This is a genomic window from Paenibacillus sp. FSL R5-0744 (assembly GCF_037972555.1).
Classification (GTDB): domain Bacteria; phylum Bacillota; class Bacilli; order Paenibacillales; family Paenibacillaceae; genus Paenibacillus_AQ.
The window spans coordinates 3,791,878-3,814,000 of record NZ_CP150228.1 but is presented as its reverse complement, the minus strand read 5'-3'; the positions used below and the strand labels follow the sequence as shown (position 1 = coordinate 3,814,000).

General features: G+C 41.4%; 26 protein-coding genes. 21 read left to right on the top strand and 5 right to left on the bottom strand.

The window, feature by feature from the left end; genetic code table 11:
* Positions 1-121 precede the first annotated feature (121 nt).
* Entirely contained in the window at positions 122-289 is a 168-nt protein-coding gene (locus MKY19_RS16710; protein WP_231573285.1) for a DUF4083 family protein, read from the bottom strand.
* A gap of 569 nt (positions 290-858) precedes the next feature.
* Between MKY19_RS16710 and MKY19_RS16705 the strand changes: the two genes are divergently transcribed.
* The 6 genes from MKY19_RS16705 (at position 859) to MKY19_RS16680 (ending at position 4,510) form a co-directional block, all read left to right on the top strand.
* The gene (locus MKY19_RS16705; protein WP_339796184.1) at positions 859-1,041 is read left to right on the top strand and encodes a hypothetical protein; all 183 of its coding nucleotides are present in this window, start codon (positions 859-861) and stop codon (positions 1,039-1,041) included.
* 40 nt (positions 1,042-1,081) lie between these two features.
* A complete protein-coding gene (locus MKY19_RS16700) occupies positions 1,082-1,549 on the top strand; it encodes a hypothetical protein (protein ID WP_339796181.1) in 468 nt (155 codons plus the stop codon).
* Between the two features lie 454 nt (positions 1,550-2,003).
* Entirely contained in the window at positions 2,004-2,207 is a 204-nt protein-coding gene (locus MKY19_RS16695; RefSeq protein WP_076283528.1) for a DUF5316 family protein, read from the top strand.
* A 266-nt stretch (positions 2,208-2,473) separates the two neighbouring features.
* The gene (locus MKY19_RS16690) at positions 2,474-3,097 is read left to right on the top strand and encodes a DUF4352 domain-containing protein (RefSeq protein WP_076298757.1); all 624 of its coding nucleotides are present in this window, start codon (positions 2,474-2,476) and stop codon (positions 3,095-3,097) included.
* Positions 3,098-3,230: 133 nt separating this feature from the next.
* Complete coding sequence (locus MKY19_RS16685) at positions 3,231-3,731, top strand: cupin domain-containing protein (protein ID WP_339796177.1); 501 nt, start codon at positions 3,231-3,233, stop codon at positions 3,729-3,731.
* A complete protein-coding gene (locus tag MKY19_RS16680; RefSeq protein ID WP_339796174.1) occupies positions 3,704-4,510 on the top strand; it encodes an MBL fold metallo-hydrolase in 807 nt (268 codons plus the stop codon). Before MKY19_RS16685 ends, MKY19_RS16680 begins: the two co-directional genes overlap by 28 nt.
* A gap of 124 nt (positions 4,511-4,634) precedes the next feature.
* Here MKY19_RS16680 and MKY19_RS16675 read toward each other — a convergent pair whose 3' ends face one another.
* From MKY19_RS16675 to lexA, 4 genes are all read right to left on the bottom strand, one after another.
* Positions 4,635-5,213 carry a hypothetical protein gene (locus tag MKY19_RS16675; RefSeq protein ID WP_339265092.1) on the bottom strand — a complete coding sequence of 193 codons (579 nt, stop codon included), beginning with the start codon at positions 5,211-5,213 and terminating at the stop codon, positions 4,635-4,637.
* 235 nt (positions 5,214-5,448) lie between these two features.
* A complete protein-coding gene (locus MKY19_RS16670; protein WP_042188853.1) occupies positions 5,449-5,829 on the bottom strand; it encodes a hypothetical protein in 381 nt (126 codons plus the stop codon).
* A gap of 149 nt (positions 5,830-5,978) precedes the next feature.
* Complete coding sequence (locus MKY19_RS16665; protein WP_339265090.1) at positions 5,979-6,317, bottom strand: L,D-transpeptidase; 339 nt, start codon at positions 6,315-6,317, stop codon at positions 5,979-5,981.
* A gap of 272 nt (positions 6,318-6,589) precedes the next feature.
* A complete protein-coding gene (gene lexA / locus MKY19_RS16660; RefSeq protein ID WP_042188849.1) occupies positions 6,590-7,216 on the bottom strand; it encodes a transcriptional repressor LexA in 627 nt (208 codons plus the stop codon).
* 295 nt (positions 7,217-7,511) lie between these two features.
* On the opposite strand from lexA, the gene MKY19_RS16655 reads away from it, so the two are divergent.
* From MKY19_RS16655 to MKY19_RS16585, 15 genes are all read left to right on the top strand, one after another.
* Positions 7,512-7,925: a LysM peptidoglycan-binding domain-containing protein gene (locus MKY19_RS16655; RefSeq protein WP_339265088.1), complete on the top strand. Its 414-nt coding sequence runs from the start codon at positions 7,512-7,514 to the stop codon at positions 7,923-7,925.
* A gap of 109 nt (positions 7,926-8,034) precedes the next feature.
* A complete protein-coding gene (locus tag MKY19_RS16650) occupies positions 8,035-8,244 on the top strand; it encodes a DUF896 domain-containing protein (RefSeq protein WP_042188845.1) in 210 nt (69 codons plus the stop codon).
* Positions 8,245-8,293: 49 nt separating this feature from the next.
* Positions 8,294-8,821 (top strand): hypothetical protein, encoded by a 528-nt coding sequence (locus MKY19_RS16645; RefSeq protein WP_042188843.1) that lies wholly within the window; start codon positions 8,294-8,296, stop codon positions 8,819-8,821.
* 33 nt (positions 8,822-8,854) lie between these two features.
* A complete protein-coding gene (locus tag MKY19_RS16640; RefSeq protein WP_339265085.1) occupies positions 8,855-9,640 on the top strand; it encodes an HAD-IA family hydrolase in 786 nt (261 codons plus the stop codon).
* A gap of 248 nt (positions 9,641-9,888) precedes the next feature.
* A complete protein-coding gene (locus MKY19_RS16635) occupies positions 9,889-10,320 on the top strand; it encodes a FixH family protein (RefSeq protein ID WP_052404319.1) in 432 nt (143 codons plus the stop codon).
* Positions 10,321-10,434: 114 nt separating this feature from the next.
* A complete protein-coding gene (gene metH / locus MKY19_RS16630; RefSeq protein ID WP_042188840.1) occupies positions 10,435-13,872 on the top strand; it encodes a methionine synthase in 3,438 nt (1,145 codons plus the stop codon).
* 144 nt (positions 13,873-14,016) lie between these two features.
* Positions 14,017-14,964: a ribonuclease Z gene (rnz, locus tag MKY19_RS16625; protein ID WP_076298752.1), complete on the top strand. Its 948-nt coding sequence runs from the start codon at positions 14,017-14,019 to the stop codon at positions 14,962-14,964.
* A 283-nt stretch (positions 14,965-15,247) separates the two neighbouring features.
* Positions 15,248-16,036 (top strand): HAD-IIA family hydrolase, encoded by a 789-nt coding sequence (locus MKY19_RS16620; protein ID WP_076298751.1) that lies wholly within the window; start codon positions 15,248-15,250, stop codon positions 16,034-16,036.
* Positions 16,037-16,082: 46 nt separating this feature from the next.
* Positions 16,083-16,898, top strand: a complete 816-nt coding sequence (locus tag MKY19_RS16615; protein ID WP_339796165.1) for a DNA-formamidopyrimidine glycosylase family protein — start codon at positions 16,083-16,085, stop codon at positions 16,896-16,898.
* Complete coding sequence (locus MKY19_RS16610; protein WP_339804367.1) at positions 16,888-17,745, top strand: deoxyribonuclease IV; 858 nt, start codon at positions 16,888-16,890, stop codon at positions 17,743-17,745. Before MKY19_RS16615 ends, MKY19_RS16610 begins: the two co-directional genes overlap by 11 nt.
* A gap of 2 nt (positions 17,746-17,747) precedes the next feature.
* Positions 17,748-18,092: a cyclic-phosphate processing receiver domain-containing protein gene (locus MKY19_RS16605; RefSeq protein ID WP_339796163.1), complete on the top strand. Its 345-nt coding sequence runs from the start codon at positions 17,748-17,750 to the stop codon at positions 18,090-18,092.
* Positions 18,089-18,412 (top strand): thioredoxin family protein, encoded by a 324-nt coding sequence (locus MKY19_RS16600; RefSeq protein ID WP_339796161.1) that lies wholly within the window; start codon positions 18,089-18,091, stop codon positions 18,410-18,412. The genes MKY19_RS16605 and MKY19_RS16600 overlap by 4 nt, the downstream gene beginning before the upstream one ends.
* Positions 18,412-19,194, top strand: a complete 783-nt coding sequence (locus MKY19_RS16595; protein ID WP_339804364.1) for an ATP-binding cassette domain-containing protein — start codon at positions 18,412-18,414, stop codon at positions 19,192-19,194. The genes MKY19_RS16600 and MKY19_RS16595 overlap by 1 nt, the downstream gene beginning before the upstream one ends.
* On the top strand, positions 19,191-20,258 hold the full coding sequence (locus MKY19_RS16590; RefSeq protein WP_339796159.1) for an SAM-dependent methyltransferase: 1,068 nt from the start codon (positions 19,191-19,193) through the stop codon (positions 20,256-20,258). Before MKY19_RS16595 ends, MKY19_RS16590 begins: the two co-directional genes overlap by 4 nt.
* 116 nt (positions 20,259-20,374) lie before the next feature.
* The gene (locus MKY19_RS16585; protein ID WP_339796155.1) at positions 20,375-21,874 is read left to right on the top strand and encodes a protein kinase; all 1,500 of its coding nucleotides are present in this window, start codon (positions 20,375-20,377) and stop codon (positions 21,872-21,874) included.
* The last annotated feature ends 249 nt before the right edge of the window (positions 21,875-22,123 follow it).

Here is a 22,123-nt window from a genome sequence, read left to right as displayed (position 1 = left end):
GTCCGACAGCATAAACCCAGCAACGCGGGGGCCGCACCAGATCATTAAGGGAGTAGGAGTATCCCTCCTCTCCCAAAGGCACAGTAGACGCATACTGCGACATAAAAAAAGATAAAAGTGATTATGCACCCTTATCTTTTTCAAGCAATTCTATTATTCTGTCTAATTTTTTCTCTATGCTAGCATTTTTATCTGAAACCTTGTTTTTAGTTAGATAATCTCTTTTTAACAGTAAAACCAAGGGAATCGCCCAAACAAATGCCAATGGTATTAAAAAAATATATTGCAAGATAACACCTCATTAATAGTTGTTGTTTTATTATAACAAACTAAAACTAAAAAAAAGAACTTATTTGAAGTTATTTACTGCGCAGTACGAAGATACATGACATTAAGGGATAGAGGAGGTTGCAGCACTCCTCTCCAAAAGCTTATGACGCAGTAGACGCATACTGTGAAGCAAAAGTATTTACAACTTAGATTTCTCTTTATACTTTGACCAATTTATCCAAGATAAACTAATAAAACCTAACACCATAAGCAGAATTTGTATTGGATCTCGATAAAGATCGAATACAATTCCGATGCCAACAGAGAGAGGTATTAATATAAGACAAATAATAGAAAGCCATTTATTAATATTTTGATTTTCCTTCTTTATGTTATTCATGTTTATCCCCTTTCAAAAAAATGATAATTATTAACAAATGTATTATATCATGCCAACTTAGGTTGATGTCCACATGCTGCACAGTACGAAAATACTGGGACAGAGATGGGTTAATAGCCCTCCTCTCCCACAAGGAGGATATAAATGATGGAGTTGGCTGTACTGAACTTATAAAGGGGCTGAGACACATGGATAAGCATGACATTGTATACGTTTTGATTAACATGCTGCATGGAAAGGTAGAAATGGCAACACAAAACGATTCTGAGGCATGGGCATTTAATTGGGATATGAAGGGAATTCGAATACAAGTGTTCATGAACATGAATCTGATTGCAGGTATAGAGCGTACAGTATCAGCGCTGGATTAATTTAGGGGGCTGAGACCCCAATCAAAGGAGACGATACACGATGAATACTTATGAAGTATGGGTCCAGTGGAGCGAATGGGATGATCCTTGGTGCAGACGAACAGTACAAGGTGAAACTGCTGGGAAGGCTAAGTATTCATTTTGGGAATACCTTCAGGATGGATTGTGGGAAGAGAAGTTCGGTACAGTAGTCAAGAAATTGCGCTGCCGGAAGATCGGCGGTTTCAAGGTCAGTGACTTGTTCACCAATCCAGCTACCTTCCGGGAGATTTGCGAGCGCCGTGCAAATGACTTCGCATATCAAGGAATGAAGATCGAGGTTGACGGGCAATGTGGCGTGATGGTGGGTGGCATGAAAGTCACGATGTTTGAGAGAACAATCTGCATTGACTTGAATGACATCATAGAAGGGCAAGCACATAGCTTGAGTAGTTACAAAAAATGCTTGGATGAAGACACTTGGGACAGGTACAAAGTGCAGATCGAAGAGATGGAACTTGACTATTAGGCCGAAGGCCATCGAGTCAGACCGAATAATTCCAGTAAAATGGGGCCCGGGTAATCATTGATCTTACCCATTAAAGATATACCAAAGTAATCCATAAGCTATTCCGAAGTAAGCAATCACACCCAGTAAAGAGATGGACAAAAGAATAATGATAACTTTCTTACCGTTCATAAAATTCACCTCATATTTAATATAGCACGGGTTGAGAGAGGAACAAGAGACTTTGATAATCCGAAAGCGAGGAAATCATAATAAGCGATTGGTACTCAGGAATCAAAAGCAAGGAGATTGAATATCTACAGGCGGTGGCAAGGAAAGATTAAGAGATCACAACTCACGGAGGAAGAGAGAGTAAACGTCATACATCATTTTAACTTTTCCAGTTAGTAGTGGAGAATAATGTTAGAATATCTTATATATAGATATACAATACTTTCCTGGGAGGAGCACTAATATGCGCATATTCATATATATAGGACTGGCTTTTTTTGTGATCTCTGGTATATGTATTGGCGGATTTACGACAGGTACTCAGCAAAGAGGGAATTTTTATTCGGAATCTAAAGAAGACCGTAAAATTAAAAACAAAGTAGCGAAATGGTCTGCTTTAGGAGGAGTTCTTTCTTTGGCTATAGCTGGAGTAGTATATTTGTTGTGATATTTACCTCACTCAAGTTCAAGAGTGGTAAAGAGTGCAATGCAAGACTTTTTACAAGAACCTTTAGACCCTTGATGTCTTTGCCGTTGAGGTTTTTTGTATTTATAATTCTAGTAAAATGGAATTTAATATAACAGTCACAATTATTCTTATCATCTGACATTATTTTATATTTTTCTTGCAAAGGTATATCTTTCATAGGATAATATGGGTATATTTCCCTAGCAAAAGTTGGAAGTGGATATTATCTGAGAGGAAGTAGAATATTGAAAACAAAGAAACCTTTTTTTAAAAAATGGTGGTTTTGGCTTATTATTGTTTTTGTTGTAATAGGGGTGATTGGATCACAGGGGAATGATAGTGAACCTACAGTATCAAAATCAGAACCAGCAGTGGCAAAGGTAGATGATACTGCAGCAACAGAGAAACCGGTCGAAAAGGAAAAGCCTACCAGCAAGCCTACTGAAGAGCCAAAGGAAACGATGATAACTGAAGTTGGACAAACCATCACAACTAAGAATTTTAAGCTTACAGTTGAATCTCTGGAAAAGCCTAAGGGAAATGATTATGTACAACCATCAGAGGGTAATGAGTTTGTAGAAATCGGAATTATACTTGAGAATATTTCCAGTAAAGATTATATGGTAAGCTCTATGCTAATGTTCAATGCATACCAAGACAGCTTCTCCATAAATGAAGATCTCTTGGCTCATACTTTGGATAGTCAAGTAGGAACAATGGACGGCGCTTTAGCTGCAGGAAAGAAAATTCGTGGCAAACTAGCTTACCAGCTTCCTAAGGATTGGAAAGAACTTGAAATCAATACTGATTTTACGGTTTTAAGTTTTAGTTCTGATGGAGAAATCAAAATCGTTCTTCAAAATAAATAGGATATTTCACATACAAGAGTCTCGCCAAAGCTGGCGGGGCTTTTTTTATTATTAAATCTGATAATCTGCATTTACATAAAGTACCAAACCGATTATATTGAAAGAAAAGCGTAATGGATGAGGGGTGTTATATTTGGCGAAGATTTTTAATGAAAATACAGTTTCATTTAAACAAAAGTTATCTCCGATCCCTGAGTTTGCTTGGCATACGAGTGAGAGGTTAGCTGAGATCGCTAATTCTAAACATCTTGTCTTCGACATAAGATCGCTTGATCCAGATAAGTATTCCTTTCCTTATCATTTTCATAGAAACGCTGAAGAAGTATTTGTGATTTTGACGGGAAAAGCGATGTTAAGAACTCCCGAGGGTTTTAGTGAGGTTTCTGAAGGGGATGTACTATTTTTTGAAATGGGACCTGAAGGAGCACATCAGCTTTATAATCATACGGATGCCCCTTGCAAGTATCTTGATCTCCGAACGAACCAGGGCATAGATGTTTGCGAATATCCGGACTCAGGTAAAATCAACATTCTCCCTTATCAAGAAATCTATCAGGCGGATCAACAAGCGGACTATTATAAAGGAGAAGAGCAGGTAAGGGAGAAATGGAACGGAATGGAGGATCACACTTGATTCAAGATCGATGGTTCACAGTCACGAAAATTGATCCAATTACTTATGCAATCAGTGAATATGGACATTGGGAAAAGGTGCACTCTTTTTTGTTGTTAGGGAAAGAACAAGCGGTGTTGATTGATACGGGATTAGGCATCGATAATATAAAAAGAATAACGGATCAGTTAACGGATTTACCTATCGCTGTCATCACTACGCATGTGCATGCAGACCACATAGGCAGTCATGGACAATTTGAGACGATCTATGTTCATAAAGAGGATGAGGATTGGCTGATTAATGGAATACGAGGTTTGTCCCTTGCCCAGATCAGAAAAGATATGAGCCGAGATATTACTCTTCCTGTTCCTGAGACGTTTGATCCTAATACGTATACACCTTATCAAGGGAAACCAACAGCTCTATTGCGAGAGGGAGAAGTGCTTGATTTAGGCGGGCGTAGATTAGAAATTTACCACACGCCGGGTCATTCGCCAGGTCATATTAGCATCTTTGATCATACCAACGGGTATCTGTTTACAGGGGATTTGTTGTATGATGTTACGCCAATTTATGCTTTTTATCCCTCTACTAGTCCGGCAGATTTAGTGGCTTCTTTAGAAAAGATTGCGCAAATTCCAAATGTATCTCAAGTATTCGGCTCTCATAATACGTTGGGTCTAGATCCAGCTATTTTGCAAGAGGTTATGAAGGCAGTTCGTGAATTACGTGAACGGGATCTTGTTGCTCATGGTACGGGCATTCATCAATTTAACGGATTTAGTGTGCAATTTTAAAATGAATGTTGGATGCAGCGAAAACGGCCCCCCAAAAGGACCGTTTTTTTGTCTTTCCTTAAGGTTTTCAAAATTTCTAATTGGGAAAGGTAAAGTGAAGTAATAATAGGCGGAAGGGGGGCATTCATTCGGATACGATCGACCTGAAGAACGCATGTAATTGTTGGACTTGGGAGTAAGCTTCTTTGTACTGATTATCGGATTGTTGAATGGGTAGTAAGCCTGGCAAGAAGGAAATACTATACACAGGTATTTCATTGCTGTTCATGTATATTTTAAGCGTAAGTTCCTCGATAACATCAGCCTCTTCGTCACCGCTATTAACCACATTAATATCCGCACTTGAAGCAGTTGATTTGCTGTTTTGTTGTCGTTTAGATACTTTTGAAAGGGTTAGTGCGTTAACAACAATCTCTGATCCCATTATATTGTCGAACGAGTATAGCTTTGCTATTGCCTTTTTGCTTGTTTTCGGATTGCTGGTACCTATTGCTATTTTTTTATAAGGTTCATTAAGGGCGATCAAGTGCGATTGATTGGGCGGAATGAATGTTTTGGTGAATATAATATTAAAAGATGAGGTTGCGTTTAACAGCTTAGAAAGTTCAGAAGAAGTAGATAGTTTTTTTAATTCTATAATAACGGCACTTAGAATTAAGATTCCTCCTACAATGGCAAACATATACATCAAGAAAATCAGCATGTAATCACACCTCCAAAGATCTCAGTAGAGCAAGATTTATTGCTTATTGAAAGATATGCCTGAATTCTCTCTACTAGTATCTGTTAAGAGCGAAAATCGTGGGAATTTAGGAAACGACTACTGATTAGAAAAAGAGAAAGCACCCAGAGATCTGCCGATTTTGCGAGCTGAGTGCAAAATTGGGGCAACTGCTGGAGTGCTTTGTTGAGAGCTTTTTAAAATAAATATGTCAAAATCATAAGAAATTGAAGGCTGTGATTTGATCGGTATAAACAATTAGCTGTTTGTATTCGATCGGAGATTCATAGTGAGTATAGGGTCTTACAGAAACATCATTAAGGACTACAAAGTTATAGCTGAAATTTTTATCGGGATGTTCCGCACCTAAATAAGATATGTATTCATCTACAATGACATCATCCATTAGAGATTTTAAGTCAAAAACATCCTCTTTATTGGAGGTGGAAGGGGAGATGGTCCCTTGAATACTGCCGAATGAGGTGAGTAAATTTACTTTTTTTCCACTCGCTTGATCGTTATTTAACAATAAGCCAGAGAGTTTAACAAGTGCATCGACTTTAAAATCGACGAGGGTTCTAATTTTTGAGTTGTTCAAAACGAGACACTTCCTTTCAATTTGAAATCCTGTTAACATTATTCGACATATAACCACATAATTCCTATTAGGTCATCAAAAATACATAAATACAAACACGCCCCCTCCATTGAACCATGAGTGAGGCGTGTTTATCTATAGAGCTAGATTTAATTCCTGATCGTTACTCGTGTTCCAATAGGAACAATCGCAGCTAGTGCTAACACATCTTTATTGTACATACGAATACAACCGTGGGATACTTCGTGCCCTATGGATGAGGGATCATTATTTCCATGTATCCCATAGTGAGGCTTAGATAGACCCATCCAAAAGACCCCAAATGGACCACCTGGATCGGGTTGTTTGTTAATGATTGTGAATTCACCGAGTGGTGATTGAGTTAACATTTTACCGATTCCGACTGGGAAGCCCCTGATCACAATGTCGTTATCAAGAAGATAAAGCATACGCTGCGTCAGATCAACTATAATCCGGTAATTTGGCATTGTGCAACACTCCTTTCTAATTAAGATATGAGGAGGATGCCTAAACGGTTATTCATTAAAAATGGTCATTTTAGCCTATGAGAACAAATGTTCTGCAATTGATGAATGGAGTTTGATAACAATAAAAAAGCTGTTCTGCATTTGCAGAACAGCTTTTTTTAAAAAATAAAAGAAAGTATATATTATACGATATACCCTATCCTTATACTTCTCGTAGAAACGGATACCGTCCTAAAGGACGGTATCCGTTTTCGCTTGGTAGGAGTGCATACTTAGTGGATATCTCGAAATAATCCGATAACTCTGCCGAGAATGGTCACGCGATTAAGGCGAAGAGGCTCGTACGCCGGATTCTCCGGCTGAAGACGTATATGATCACGTTCTTTATAAAAAGTCTTAACGGTTGCTTCATCTTCTTCGGTCATAGCTACAACGATATCTCCGTTATCAGCCGTTTGTTGTTGACGAACAATAACATAGTCGCCATTCATAATCCCAGCTTCGACCATACTGTCACCTTGAACCGATAACATAAATACTTTGTTATCTCCAACATAGTGAGTTGGAAGCGGGAAGTAGTCTTCAATATTCTCAGTAGCAGTGATAGGAACCCCGGCGGTAACCTTACCTACGACAGGAATGCGAGCGACGGTTTGCGCGAAATGATGGACATTCTCGGAATCCTCTTGGCCAAGCAATTCTATCGCACGAGGCTTCGTTGGATCTCGACGGATAAGTCCCTTCTTCTCTAGCCGATCTAAATGACCGTGAACTGTGGAGCTGGAAGCAAGACCAACAGCTTCTCCAATCTCCCGGACGGAAGGAGGATAACCCTTGCTGCGGACTTCGCTACGTATAAATTCCAGGATCGCCAGCTGGCGACTTGAAATCTTTGACATTGGAATCAACCCCATATAGTAATGTTTGGGAAAATTATAACATAGAACTACCGTTCGCACAAACATAAGTTCTAACTATTATAAATATTAATTCGAAAGAGTTAATAAATGGTAGTCTTGTATTGATTGCGTTTCCTTCATCTAAACGATAAGAGTGATTCTTTATATGAAGAATATGGTAAATAGTAACCTCTGAAAAAAAGAGAACAATTGTTCTAAAATAGTATTGAACAAAACACATGTTCGTGTTATTATAATTTCAAAAGTAAGAACAAGTGTTTGGAGGATGATATTCATGTTAAAATACAGTACATACCGCAGCATCTACGATAAAGCCCCAGTGGTTGAATCTTTAGGACATAATCCTATTACCCGTTATTCAGCTCAGATTAAAGAAATTACAGAGCTTTTGCTTGAAGGCTTGATGCGTTTGTTCCGAAGAGATTTTGTTATTAAACTGACATTGATCATTGTGCTCGTACTATCAGGACTTACAGTAGTAGGTAATGTATTTGCAGGATCTACTACTTTAATGAAGGATGAGAAGCGCGTAGTGGTTGAACGTGGAGATACACTTTGGAGTATTGCTCTTGAGAATAAACCTTCTGATATGAAAACGGCTGTATATATAGAAGGAATTAAAAAATCCAATGGCATTAAAGGTAGTCAGATTAATGCTGGAGATATTCTCACTTTACCTATTTATTAATATTCTAAGAACATAATAAGAGGACATGAAGAGCTTGCAGGGAGTAAACCTTGACAAGCTCTTTTTCTCATGGCAGAGTTAGAATTAATTTATAAGGGGAGGGAAAGTTTTGAATATTGATGAGTTGGTCGCGCGTATTAACGAATTGGCACGCAAACAGAAGAGCGTAGGCCTTAATCAAGAGGAAACGGCGGAACGCGCCAAGCTTCGTGAAATTTATTTGGGGAATATTCGCAATAACTTCCGAGCACAATTGAATACGATTGAATTGGTCGATAATGATGAGCATGAACAAGGTAACAAGGGGCGTAAGCATTAACACCCTGTTCCTTTTCATAGATATTACTGGATGACTAGGGGGAACGCATATGGCCCGTTCTTGGGAAAGAATGGTTCAACGCAACACGCAGCAAATTAATAAGCAAAGAAAGAAACAGGGGAAGGAAACGATTTACGCATCTAAATCTAAATCTCCTGGTAAGAACAGCGAAACCTTTAAAGGCCGTAACATTGCATTTCCAGTAGTGTTATTAGTGCTTGGTACTATGTTTTGGATGATTGGTTCAGTGGACCAAGCCAAAGGTAATGGTATGCTTATGAACTGGCTAGGAGTCGTTTTGTACTACTTACTAGCGGCACTTCTGTTCTTCCGACGTCCGTACTTGAAGGTAGAGAATGCTAGACTATCTACTATAAAATTCAACCGCGAACGTTATCTGCCAGCTTCTGATATTGAGAAAATCATCCTTTCGCGTGGAGCTGTTGTAATTAAGCATAAAGGCAAACGCACGAAATGGATTTTTACCAGACTTATGAATCGTTATGATACCAATGCAATGGGGACTCGACTGGAAGCATTCGCAAAAGCTCACCAGATTGAAGTAGTTCACGAATAGAAATTAACCAGCCATGGGAGAGGGAGACCTGTAATGCCAATTTCCGCCGTACTATTTGACCTTGATGATACACTGCTCTGGGATGATCGGAGCGTTAATGAAGCATTTCGTTCTGCATGTGAAGCCGCTGGGGATACGATTGATCCACAAGAACTGGAACTTGCGGTGCGTAAAGAAGCCATTGGACTATATGAATCCTACGAAACGAACCCGTTTACAAAGATGATTGGGATTAATCCGTTTGAAGCACTTTGGGGGAACTTTACTGCAGGTGAACAGCCGGAATTCCGTCAATTGGAGCAGCTTGCACCGGGATATCGTAAAGAGGCATGGCGTCGTGGTCTTGCAGCACTTGGTGTAGAGGACGAAGCTCTTGCTGAGACATTAGCTGCCAAATTCGCAGTAGAGCGTAGAAATCGACCTTACATCTATGAAGAAACGATTCAGGTGCTTGAAGAACTGAAGGGAAAAGTGAAGCTATTGCTTCTGACTAATGGATGCCCTGCATTGCAACAAGAGAAACTAGATGGCGTACCTGAAATCGTTCCTTTCTTTGATCACATCGTGATTTCTGGAAGCTTCGGAAAAGGAAAGCCGGATAAGGAAATTTTTCTGCATGCCCTAGAACTTTTAGATATTGCACCTGAGCAAGGAGTTATGGTCGGAGATAAGCTTACAACGGATATTCGTGGTGGGCTGGCAACAGGTTTGACTACAGTTTGGATTAATAGAAAAGGCAAACAGCCAGATCCGGAAATTCAGCCGGATTATGAAATCAAACATCTTGGAGAGCTTCTTTCATTAGTCCAATCTTTATAAAATTTCATTCATTTAAGCTTTAAGAAGGCAGTGAGTTCCTAGGTATCTAGGCGACTTGCTGTCTTTTTTATATCTACATCATATTTAATATGATAGATGAGAATTATTAGTATATGATTTAAGTCACAAGAGTTTAACTGAATTGATGCGAAATACTGAAAAACCAATAATAATGTGTATAATAGATGGAGAATGTATAACATGAATTGGTAGATTCTTAGTAATCAATTCGACTGGGAGGAATCTAAATGAAGATTTCAAGAACAATAGTTCCTTTATTATTAGGTGCAACACTTTTAGTATTGGGAGGATGTTCATCAGACCAAACTAAACATTCTGGCGTACATAATATGAATATGAACATGGACATGTCTATGGAACCTATCAAGGTCGAGTTACATTGGAATCCTGAAGAGGTTGTTGTAAATCAGAAGGTGACCTTTGAAGCAGTGGTGACGCAAGACAACTTGGCAGTAGATGATGCGAAAGAGGTTCTGTTCGAAATTGTGAGTAAAGATGATAGTGAACAGAAAATTGAATTTAAAGGGAAGCTAGTCAGTGATGGAATCTATCAAGCAGAGGGAACACTAACGAAAGAAGGACAATATATCGTTACATCACACGTAACTGCTAGAACTCAGCATTCTATGCCTAATAAAGAACTCTCTGTAAAACCATAATTAAAAGAATTGCAATTCCTATGATTACAGATAATGCAGAGTGGAAAGGAAGGCTTTTCGAAATTCCTTTATTCTGCTAAACTTACTCTAATGTTTTACTGGGGGGACTATACGTTGGCTAAATATACACTTGAGGAAAGCTTACAACAAAGAATATTAATTTTAGATGGTGCAATGGGCACAATGATCCAACAGGTGCCTCTGACAGGTGAGGATTTTGGTGGGGAAGAATTGGACGGCTGTAATGAAATGCTAGTATTAACTCGTCCAGAAGTAATTCAGACGATTCATGAGCAGTATCTTGAAGCAGGTGCTGATCTCATTGAAACGAATACATTTGGTGCAACGTCTGTTGTACTTGCTGAATATGATATTCCGCAGCGGGCTCGAGAAATTAATCTGGTTGCAGCAAAGCTAGCCCGTAATGCCGTTGATAAATATGATACACCAGATCGTCCCCGCTATGTTGTAGGTGCGATGGGTCCTACAACAAAGACACTCTCTGTTACGGGAGGCGTGACTTTCCAAGAGCTCGTTGATAGCTACGAGGAACAGGCAGTGGCATTGATTGATGGTCAAGTAGATGCGTTATTGCTAGAGACCTCTCAGGATACGCTGAACGTGAAAGCTGGAAGTATAGGTATTCGAAATGCATTTGAGAAGACGGGTATCAAATTGCCAGTGATGATTTCGGGAACAATAGAGCCGATGGGTACCACACTTGCTGGTCAGAACATTGAAGCATTCTATATTTCTTTAGAACATCTGAAGCCTATCTCAATAGGTCTGAACTGTGCGACGGGTCCAGAGTTCATGCGTGATCATATTCGTTCACTTTCTGCAATCTCTTCAGCGGCTGTGAGTTGTTATCCGAACGCTGGGCTGCCAGATGAGAATGGGCATTATCATGAATCTCCTGATTCTCTTGCGCGTAAAATTGCTGCGTTTGCAGAAAAGGGATGGCTTAACATTGCGGGAGGTTGTTGCGGAACGACACCGGAACATATCCGTGCTATGTCGGAGGCACTTTCACAATTCCCTCCACGTCCGCTTGCAGGAAATCATCCACCGGCACTTTCTGGGATTGAACCTATATATATTGAGAACGACAACCGTCCATACATGGTTGGTGAACGTACGAATGTATTAGGGTCGCGTAAGTTTAAACGTCTTATCGTCGAAGGTAAATATGAGGAAGCCTCAGAAATTGCCCGTGCACAGGTGAAGAGTGGTGCTCAAGTTATCGACGTCTGCGTGCAAGATCCGGACCGTGATGAGATTGAAGATATTAAGCTGTTTCTAGAATTAGTTGTAAAAAAGGTTAAAGTTCCTTTGATGATCGATACTACCGATCCGAAGGTTATTGACCTGGCGTTACAGTACTGTCAAGGTAAGGCGATAATTAACTCAATTAACCTTGAAGATGGTGAAGAAAAATTTGAGCTGGTCACTCCATTGATTCATAAGTATGGCGCAGCTATCGTAGTGGGTACGATTGATGAGACAGGACAAGCAATTAAGGCTACGGACAAACTGGAAGTTGCCAAACGCTCCTACGACTTACTAGTGAACAAATACGGATTAGCTGGAGAAGACCTTATTTTCGACACGCTTGTGTTCCCTGTAGGAACCGGAGATGAACAATATATTGGCTCTGCTAAAGAAACTATTGATGGGATTCGTTTAATCAAAGAAGCACTTCCAGGTGTTCATACGATCTTGGGGATCAGCAACGTTTCCTTTGGATTACCGGAAGCAGGACGTGAAGTGCTGAATTCAGTATTCCTCTATGAGTGCACTAAAGCTGGATTGGATTATGCGATCGTAAATACCGAGAAGGTAGAACGTTATGCGTCTATTCCTGCTGAAGACCGTCGTCTTGCGGAGGAATTAATTTATAATACGAATGACGACACGCTTGCTGCTTTTGTAGCCGCCTTCCGAGGGAAAAAGGTTGAGAAAAAAGAGAAAATTTCTAACCTGTCACTAGAAGAGCGTCTGGCTTCATATGTTGTTGAAGGCACCAAAGAAGGACTTATTCCAGACCTTAATGAGGCGCTTACCAAATCAGGACCTTTGGAGATTATCAATGGCCCGCTAATGGCCGGGATGTCAGAGGTTGGACGGCTGTTTAATAACAATGAGTTGATTGTTGCTGAGGTGCTGCAAAGCGCTGAAGTAATGAAGGCTTCTGTTGGTCATTTAGAGCAGTTTATGAAGAAGGATGAGACATCGGTAAAAGGTAAGATCATGCTGGCAACTGTAAAAGGCGACGTGCATGATATAGGTAAGAATCTGGTGGAGATCATCTTATCCAATAATGGTTATCAGATCATTAATTTGGGTATAAAAGTACCACCTGAGACCATTATCGAAGCGTTTCGTCGTGAAAAAGCCGATGCGATCGGATTGTCTGGACTACTCGTAAAATCGGCACAGCAGATGGTGCTGACTGCGCAAGACCTACGCACGGCTGGGATTGATGTGCCTATTATGGTAGGTGGTGCTGCCTTGACTCGCAAGTTCACCAAAACACGTATCCGGCCGGAATATGATGGGCTGGTATTATATGCTAAGGATGCTATGGATGGACTCGATATTGCTAATCGGCTTATGAATCCTGTTGAACGGGAGAAAATTGCCGAGGAAATTCGAGTGGAAGCAGAATCCGCAGTGGCAGTTGCTCCTAAGCAAGAGCTTCCTACGCTGACTAGAGCTGTACGCTCCAAAATTTCTCCAGATGCACCTGTATTTGTTCCACCCGATTTAGAGCGCCATGTCATTCGTAATTATCCATTGGGGCATATTATCCCTTATGTGAACATGCAAATGCTGCTCGGTCACCATCTGGGGCTACGAGGTTCTGTAGAGGCGCAATTAGCTGCTGGTGATGAGCGGACTGTGGAGTTGAAAGGTACTGTCGATGACATTCTACATCAAGCGATGCTGGAAGGTACGATTACTCCTCATGCGATGTATCAATTCTTTCCGGCACAATCAAGTGGTAACGATATTATCGTGTATAATCCACAGAATACAGCCGAGATTCTGCATACCTTTACTTTTCCAAGACAAGGTGTTGAGCCTTATCTCTGTCTAGCGGACTTTTTGAAGTCGGTCGACAGTGGAATGATGGACTATGTTGGATTCCTCGTGGTAACTGCGGGACACGGTGTTCGTGAGCTCTCTACAGCCCTTAAGGATAATGGAGATTATTTACGCTCACATGCGTTACAATCTGTAGCGCTGGAAGTAGCAGAAGGATTAGCGGAGCGTGTTCATCACATGATGCGTGATACATGGGGCTTCCCAGATCCTGCAGATATGACCATGAAACAAAGACATGGGGCAAGATATCAAGGGATTCGTGTATCCTTTGGTTATCCTGCATGCCCAGATCTGGAAGATCAAGGACCACTATTTAAACTGTTATCCCCAGAGGATATCGGTGTTCACCTTACAGAAGGCTTTATGATGGAACCTGAGGCTTCCGTTTCGGCGATGGTATTCGCTCATCCAGAAGCGCAGTATTTTAATGTAGAGAAGCTGTAATTCTTTCATTTATACACCCGGTCTGTAGGGGGATTGTATCCCTTTCAGCGGAACCTCCCGTAACTGGGGGGTTTTTTGCTGGAAGAAGGACGTTTAGAATAGACAAGAGATAGTTCAGCCAATAAGAAGAAGGGAGGAAGAGGGATGGAATTATATTTTTTAGGTACGAATGCAGGGGTACCAACTATACAACGCAATGTAACTTCGATTGCATTAAGACTTCTGGAAGAACGCCGTAGCATTTGGATGTTCGATTGCGGGGAAGGTACTCAGCATCAGGTTCTTCGCTCACCGATTCGCCTAGGGAAGCTGGAAAAGCTATTTATTACACACTTACACGGAGATCATCTATTTGGTCTTCCAGGTTTATTATCTAGTCGTGGTTATCAGGGAGGGACTTCTCCTTTAACGGTTTATGGTCCACCTGGATTGAAGGCATACTTAGATATATCCTTAGCTGTGAGCCAATCCCGAATTCCATACAAGATTGAGATTGTCGAGCATACAGGAGGAACGGTATTTGAGGATGATGGTTTTAAAGTGGAGGCAGCATTATTAGAGCATCGTATTGATAGCTATGGTTACCGGGTAACGGAAAAGGATAGTCCTGGGAGCCTCAATACGGAATTACTAAAGAGTTATGGCTTAAAGCCTGGACCGTTATATGGAAAATTAAAAAAAGGTGAAGATGTTATAACGGATGACGGTGTTCGTATCTGCGCTGCTGATGTCGTTAGAGAACCTAAAAGAGGGCGTATTGTTACGATCTTGGGAGACACAAGACCTTGTTCAGGAGCTTTAGAACTCTCCCTTCATGCAGACCTTATCGTTCATGAAGCAACCTTTGCTCATGATCTGGCAGAAATGGCGTATCAATACCATCACAGTACCGCACGTCAAGCTGCAGAGCTAGCAAAGGAAGCCAATGCAGGCCAACTATTGTTGACTCATTTCAGCTCTCGTTACAGTTCGTCTGAAGAGTTGATTCCTTTGCTGGAAGAAGCTGAACTCATTTTTCCAGAGACATTATTAGCGGAGGAATTCGGCACATATCCAATATATCGAAGACAAAACGGGCAATTGGGGAAATGATTATTTTCCGGGAAAGCGCAGGAAATGACAGTGCTATGCTAAAAAATGCTGGATGAGTCTCTCGTTCGATTTCATTCGACGAAGTGTGTTAGATTTAAAGTAATTACAGCGTGAAAGAGGTACGAATGGCTGGAAATCTTGCCGAAAACAATCGGGCAATACCGCCAACAAAAAGTATTATTAAACATTCTAAATCCAAGCTGGGCTTAGGTTAAATGTTTATTAATACTATTATTCATTTATGACATTAATTAAATTTCTTATGGAAATAGAGGGATTTATAATGGAACAGATTAAAGGATTATTGATTGACTTAGATGGTACGTTATACCATGGGCATAAAATGATTCCTGGTGCTGATTTACTGATTAAAGGTCTGCGTGAAGCGGGCATTCCTTTTTTATTTGTTACCAACAATTCATCGCGTACAGCGGCTAATGTGGCTGCACATTTATGTGGAATGGGAATAGATGCGAAAGCTGAGGAGGTATGTACCTCATCAATGGCGGCCGCACGTTACATAGCTGAGGAATCACCTGGGGCTGCAGTGGCGATACTTGGAGAAGAGGGTTTGCATGTGGCTTGTACCGAAGCTGGGCTCCGCATCGTCACAGACTCTCCCGATTATGTACTGCAAGGCATCGATCGCTCCTTCAACTATACGTCGCTCTCGCAAGCTTCGCGCTGGATTCTGGGAGGAGCAAAGTTTGTACTCACTAACCCAGACTTAATGCTGCCATCAGATGATGGCATTATGCCAGGCGCAGGTACGATCGGAGCAGCCATCGAGGCTGCTAGTGGAGTGAGTCCGGTAGTGATTGGCAAGCCGGAATCCCATTTAATCAAATTTGCGACAGATCTTCTTGGTATCGAGCCTGAACATGCAGTGGTTGTCGGTGATAATATGCGTACAGATATAGCAGCTGGAGTAAATGCGGGCTGTCGTACAGTTCTTGTATTTACCGGATTAACCAATGCAGAAAATCTTGACCACTATAAAAACCTTACCGGAATCTCACCGGATGAAATTTGTGCCGATTTAACTGAACTTAAAACGTTTCTCGGTGTATAATAGCTAGGATCTTATTACTTCACCAACCTAGAAGGGACGATGAGCTATGCCGGAATTGCCGGAAATGGAGAATTATAGAAAGCTGCTTAGTCAGCATATTATAAATGTGCCAATATCTGATGTAATCGTGAACAGAGAAAAATCAATTAATATGGAAACAGAAGCTTTTAGAAATGCATTGATCGGTGCGCGTGTTGTTTTTGTTGAGCGGCGTGCCAAGTATATTTTGTTTCACCTACATGATGGAAGAAGACTACTTCTACATTTGATGCTTGGTGGAATACTTTTTTATGGCACGGAGGAAGAACGGCCGGATCGTAACACACAAGTCGAAATCGCATTTGGAGATCATATCCTTTACTTCATTGGACTTCGCTTAGGCTATATACATTTGCTGTCGGTGAAGGAAAGCGAAGCCACAATGGGTAAACTTGGACCTGAGCTGCTGGATCGTCGGATGACGCTGGAAAGATTCACTGCATTATTAAAGGGACGGAGAGGTGCGCTCAAAAGCCTGTTAGTAAATCAGCATGTGATGGCTGGAGTCGGGAATTGCTATGCTGATGAGATTGCCTTTGAAGCTAGGCTTTTACCTTCTGCACTAGTACAAAATTTAACAACTGAATCTATAGCCCGTCTTTATGAGAGCATCCAAAAAGTACTGACTGAGGCGACTGAAATTGGTGGGTACATGGAAAAGCCGTTTATGACTGGGGATACTATTACAGGTTCATATAATAATCAATGCAAAGTGTATGATCGTGAAGGCGAGTCTTGTCTTCGTGATGGGGGAACGATTATTAAAACTGAGCAGTCTGGACGCAAAGTGTTTTATTGCCCAAACTGCCAGCATGACGAATAGCCCCAAAATAGGGGCACATGTTAGCATTCGCGGTGGTTATGGGAGAGCTGCCCGGTTCGCTTGGGAGAGCGGTGCAACATGTTTTCAATATTTTCCTAAAAATCCGCGTAGTTTGAAACTTAAACAGGTAGATGTAAGAGATACGAGGGATTGTGCGCTCTTTTGCCAAGACAAAGGGATTGCTTCGATTGCTCACACACCCTATGGGATTAACATGGCGGCTAGTGTAGATGATGTTACTCCACGAAAGGTTTATGTAGCCTCTCTCTTAAATGATCTAGAGATTGCAGAAGCTTGTGGTTCATTAGGCATCGTTGTTCATTTTGGACATTTTGGTGGAATGGAGCCGTTACAAGGCTATCAAAATATTATACAATGTATGAATGATGTGCTTCAGTCCTGGGATGGACGTACTAAGCTGCTTATAGAGAATCAAGCGGGCAACCATGGAAATGAAGGGATTACACTTGAAGAACTCGTGAAAGTTCGAGAGCTTAGCCAATTTCCGGAGAAAATAGGATTTTGTTTGGACACCTGTCACGCTTACGCAGCTGGTATCTGGAACCCTGAGCGAACGGAAGCCTTCCTTGAACGAGGAGAGCGACTTGGATTTTGGCGACATCTTGTTGCTGTTCATTTAAATGATTCTAAGTTTCCTTTCGACTCAAGACGCGACAGACATGCTGGAATCGGACAAGGACATATTGGAGCGCAGGGGCTGAAAAGCTTATTGTCCTCCAAGCTTTTACGAAGCTCAGCTGTTGTCATGGAAACGGAGAAGGGTGCGGATGGCAGTCACCGAAAAGAAATTGCTACTGTGCGTGGTTGGTTTGAAGCGGAGGCGTAATTGTGATTCACATCTATATGGATGATCTTCGAAAGGTACCTAAAGGGTTCGCTCTGGCTCGTTCGACGGAAGAATGTCTTCTAATGCTGCGTGAGTGGGAGGTGGATATTTTATCACTGGATTACGATATGGGGCCGGGTGATTATTCGGGTGGAGAAGTTGCCAGACGGATCGTACTGGAAGGACTGTTCCCCCGAGAAATCTATTTGCACACATCCAGTCTGTGGGGGCGAAAAGAAATGTATGAGATCTTATATACTGCTAAACCTGAGGGGATGCTTTTGGTAAATGGTCCCCTAAGTTCTGATAAGCTTCGCGATATCGCCGAGGAGACGAACTTGAAATGAAGGTAATGAATGAAGTGGAATTACTGGAGGCGCTCAAGAGTTCAGGAGAACCGCTTGTAGTATTCTTACACACTCCACTGTGCGGTACTTGTAAGGCTGCTGAACGGTTGTTAGAGGTGGCGGCTCATCTATTGCCTGCTGATCTTCAAATGGTTGCAGGCAATGTGAACATGCTGCCGAATTTGGTACAACAATATCGTATTACGAGCGTTCCTGCACTACTTGTAGCTTCTGCAGAACGGGAGGATGATCCGAAAGTTTATTATTCCATGGTTTCAGTTGAGCGAGTACTGGAATACATAAGGAGTGTTATATCATAATCATTTCATTACAACATTTATCTCTCCGCAGGGAAGAAAACTTAATCTTGGACGATGTGTCACTAGAAGTTAAAGAAGGTGAGAACTGGGTCATTTTGGGACGGAATGGCTCTGGTAAAACCACAATTTTAGAGATGATGACGGGTTATTTGTTTCCTAGCAAAGGGACTGTAGAAGTGCTGGGTTATAAATATGGACAATGTGATATACGTGAGGTTCGTAAAGAAATTGGCTATATCGGGCCTTCCTTGATGGAAAAGATGTCATTAAATGATCCGGTGTGGGAAGTCGTAGCAACAGGTGCTTACTCTTATTTACGTTTCTACGAGACGATCCCCACCGAAGTAAAAGAGAAAGCAATCAGCATGCTGGAAGATATGAATCTTGGCAATATGGCATTTCATCCTTTTGGGACCTTGTCACAAGGGGAACGTAAAAAAGCTATGCTGGCAAGATGTCTTATGGCTGACCCTAAGCTATTAATTATGGACGAGCCATGTGCGGGCCTTGATCTATATGAAAGGGAAAAAATGCTGGCTGAAATAGACAAGCTGAGACAGCGTAATGTTTCTGTAGTATACGTAACTCACCATGTGGAAGAAATTGTCCCGCTTTTCACGCATGTTGCATTAATTCGTGAGGGTAAGCTAGCTGGATCTGGACCGAAAGAAGAAGTATTAACGAAAGAAATGATCTTGGCCACTTATGATATTCCTGTTGATGTTGAATGGGATAGCGGTCGTCCCTGGATTAAAATTAGACCTGGAGGCAAAACGATTTGAACGATTTAAGACAAGATACCGAAGAGCAGAACATTGCTCCGGAAGAAGAAGTGTATTCCCGATATATTTGTACAGCTAATCACGGCTTTGCACCTTATGCGCAAGAAGAGCTTCGCCGTTTATTTGGTGCTGTGAAGAGTACCTTGTTATTACCAGGAGAAATCTTTCTGGCTACATTGCAATGTGAACCAGAGGAAGTAACGCGCTTACTCACACAGAATCTTCCCATTTTCCTGCGTCATATACAGCCTGTTCAGTTTCAGGATGAAGGAACCATGGAAGCTCTACAGCGTTTGGCGGTGTATTTAAGTCGCCACACTGAGCTTGAGGGTGAAAAGATATCCCTAAATGTTCGTAAAGGTGATCCTTCCTTTTGGCAGGACAGTCCAGGAGAACTTCGTGAATGGCTCCAAGAGCAATTGCAGAACTTAGGCGCAGAATTTACTGTGCAAGATCCAGCCTGGGTTATTTCAGTCTACGCAGACGGGAATGCCTTATATGCAGGTGTGTCCAGACCAGAAGCGAATTTATCTAGCTGGAATGGCGGTGCCATCCGTTTCCGAAAGGAGGATGGACAAATCTCACGTGCCAAGTTTAAACTAATGGAAGCCGAGAAGGAGTTTGATATTCCTTTTTACAGTTTCCGTAATGCGTTAGATATTGGTGCTTCTCCAGGTGGGTGGACTTCTTTCTTACTGGAACGTGGAATGAAGGTTACAGCTGTTGACCCTGCGTTAATGCATGAGTCCCTTCGTAATTATCCGGGCTTGAAAATCCTTCGTAAAAACGCAGGAGAAGTAAAATTCCGGGACAATGAATTTGATCTTATCGTGTGCGATATGAGCTGGAGTCCTAAGCTGATGGCGAAGCTAGTAACCGGGTTACTCCACAGTCTGTCACCGGGTGGGACGGCCATTGTGACCGTAAAACTGATGCATAAGAAACCACTTGCGATGATCAAAGAAATTATTGCGATGTTTGAAGGGGAGCGCATGCAGATTCAGCGTGCAAAGCAGCTATTCCATAATCGTGATGAAATTACACTTTATATGATTAAATACTAATCAAACAAATCTTAATTTTCTAAGGGAAAGCATCCCGTTATTAACGTGACCGTATTTTGCGGTAAGAACGTTAATGGCGGAAGCTTTCTCTTTTTTTGCGAAAAGGGGGAGTAAGTTTGTATTTTGAGACGAAACTTAAGATTGGACAGGTTATTGATGACAGATACAGAATTACGGGCCATATTGGTTCAGGTGGGATGAGTAATGTTTATCTTGCGGAAGATTTGCGTCTAAAGGGTAAACGATGGGCTGTAAAAGAAAGCTTATGCTTAGATGAGCTGCATTCTGACATCCAAGCGGAAGCCGATATGTTAATTACACTAGACCACCCACGATTGCCGCGTATTGTCGATTTCTATCTTCCAGATCGAGAAGGGTATTCCTATTTAATCATGGACTATATTGAAGGTGTGAGCTTGAGTCAGCTAATGAAGGATAATCCCGGACCTTTGCCAAGTGACTTCATCATTCAGGCGGCTAAACAGCTTTTAGAAGTCCTTCAATATTTGCATAGTCATCAACCACCGATTATCTATCGTGATCTAAAGCCTTCAAATATCATGTTGACACTGCAAAAAGAGCTGATGTTAATTGACTTTGGGATCGCACGAAGCTACAAACACGGTCTCTCTGAAGATACGGTTAAGCTTGGTACGGTTGGCTTCGCGGCACCTGAGCAATATGGAAGTGGGCAGAGTCAGCCGGTATCCGATTTATATGGACTAGGAGCATTAATTCTCTATATGGCAACTGGAGGGCAATGTAGTCAATGGGAGTTTGGGATGGAGAATAGGCTTTATAACCATATGCCATCTGGCATTATTCCAATCATAAGACGCTTATTACGACATCACGCTGAGGAGCGTTATCAGAATGCAGAAGCAGTTCTACATGCACTAATTCGTATGGAATCTGAAATGGATAGAGGAAATGATTTTACTATTTTAGTCCCACATTCTCTAGAAAAGCGTAAAGCAATCGTTATCGCCTTACTCGGAGTTGCCTCAGGTCTTGGAACAACACATACTTCATTCGCAGTGAGCAGCTTACTTGCGCAGAAGGGGGCAACTGCATGGGTTGATTTTTCTCCTGATTCATCGGTTTATGAACGCATTCGCAGCATGTTACAGACACAGATTACAACTGTTGCATCCAAGGATGAGATATCTGCTTTTTCATGGAAAGGGGTGCATTATTGGAAACGTCCTATTCACGGAAAAATGGCTGATTTGCTGAGAGGGGATTATCAATTTGTAGTGTTGGATCTTGGCGTTGGGGAATATGAAGGGGCGCTTGATGAGTTCAAATATAGCGATATGCCGATTCTAATTACTTCTGGTGCAGATTGGCGACTCGAAGATTTACTAGTGTGGCTTAGGCGTAAAAGGTTACAGCCTGAAACGAATTGGAGGGTGGGGTTACCACTCGCAGAACCCTCAACTGTACATCTGTTGCAAACCGCTATAGGTACAGATAAGATTTATGGACTACCTTTTCAGCAAGATCCATTCAAGCCTAAGGGGAAGTTGGTAGAAGTGATCAATGAAATGTTTGAGGGAGTATTAGATGTACCCAGTAAGGGGAAAAGCCGTAGTTTTTTTCAAAAGAAAGGCTGAATAAAGCGGTTCTCTATGCTTCCTCTTTTTACTCAACTAACTTTTAGTTCAGTGTTGCATTAAAGTGTGTTAAAATATATATTTATACGTGTTTTGAAAAATATAAGAAAGTATAAGTTTTACACTATACTTTACCTTTATATTTCTTGCATGAACGCTTACCGTCCTACAGGGACGCTGAAGACGTTTCTGCTTGAAATATAAGAAAGTATAAGCTTCACACTATACTTTATCCTTATATTTTTACGA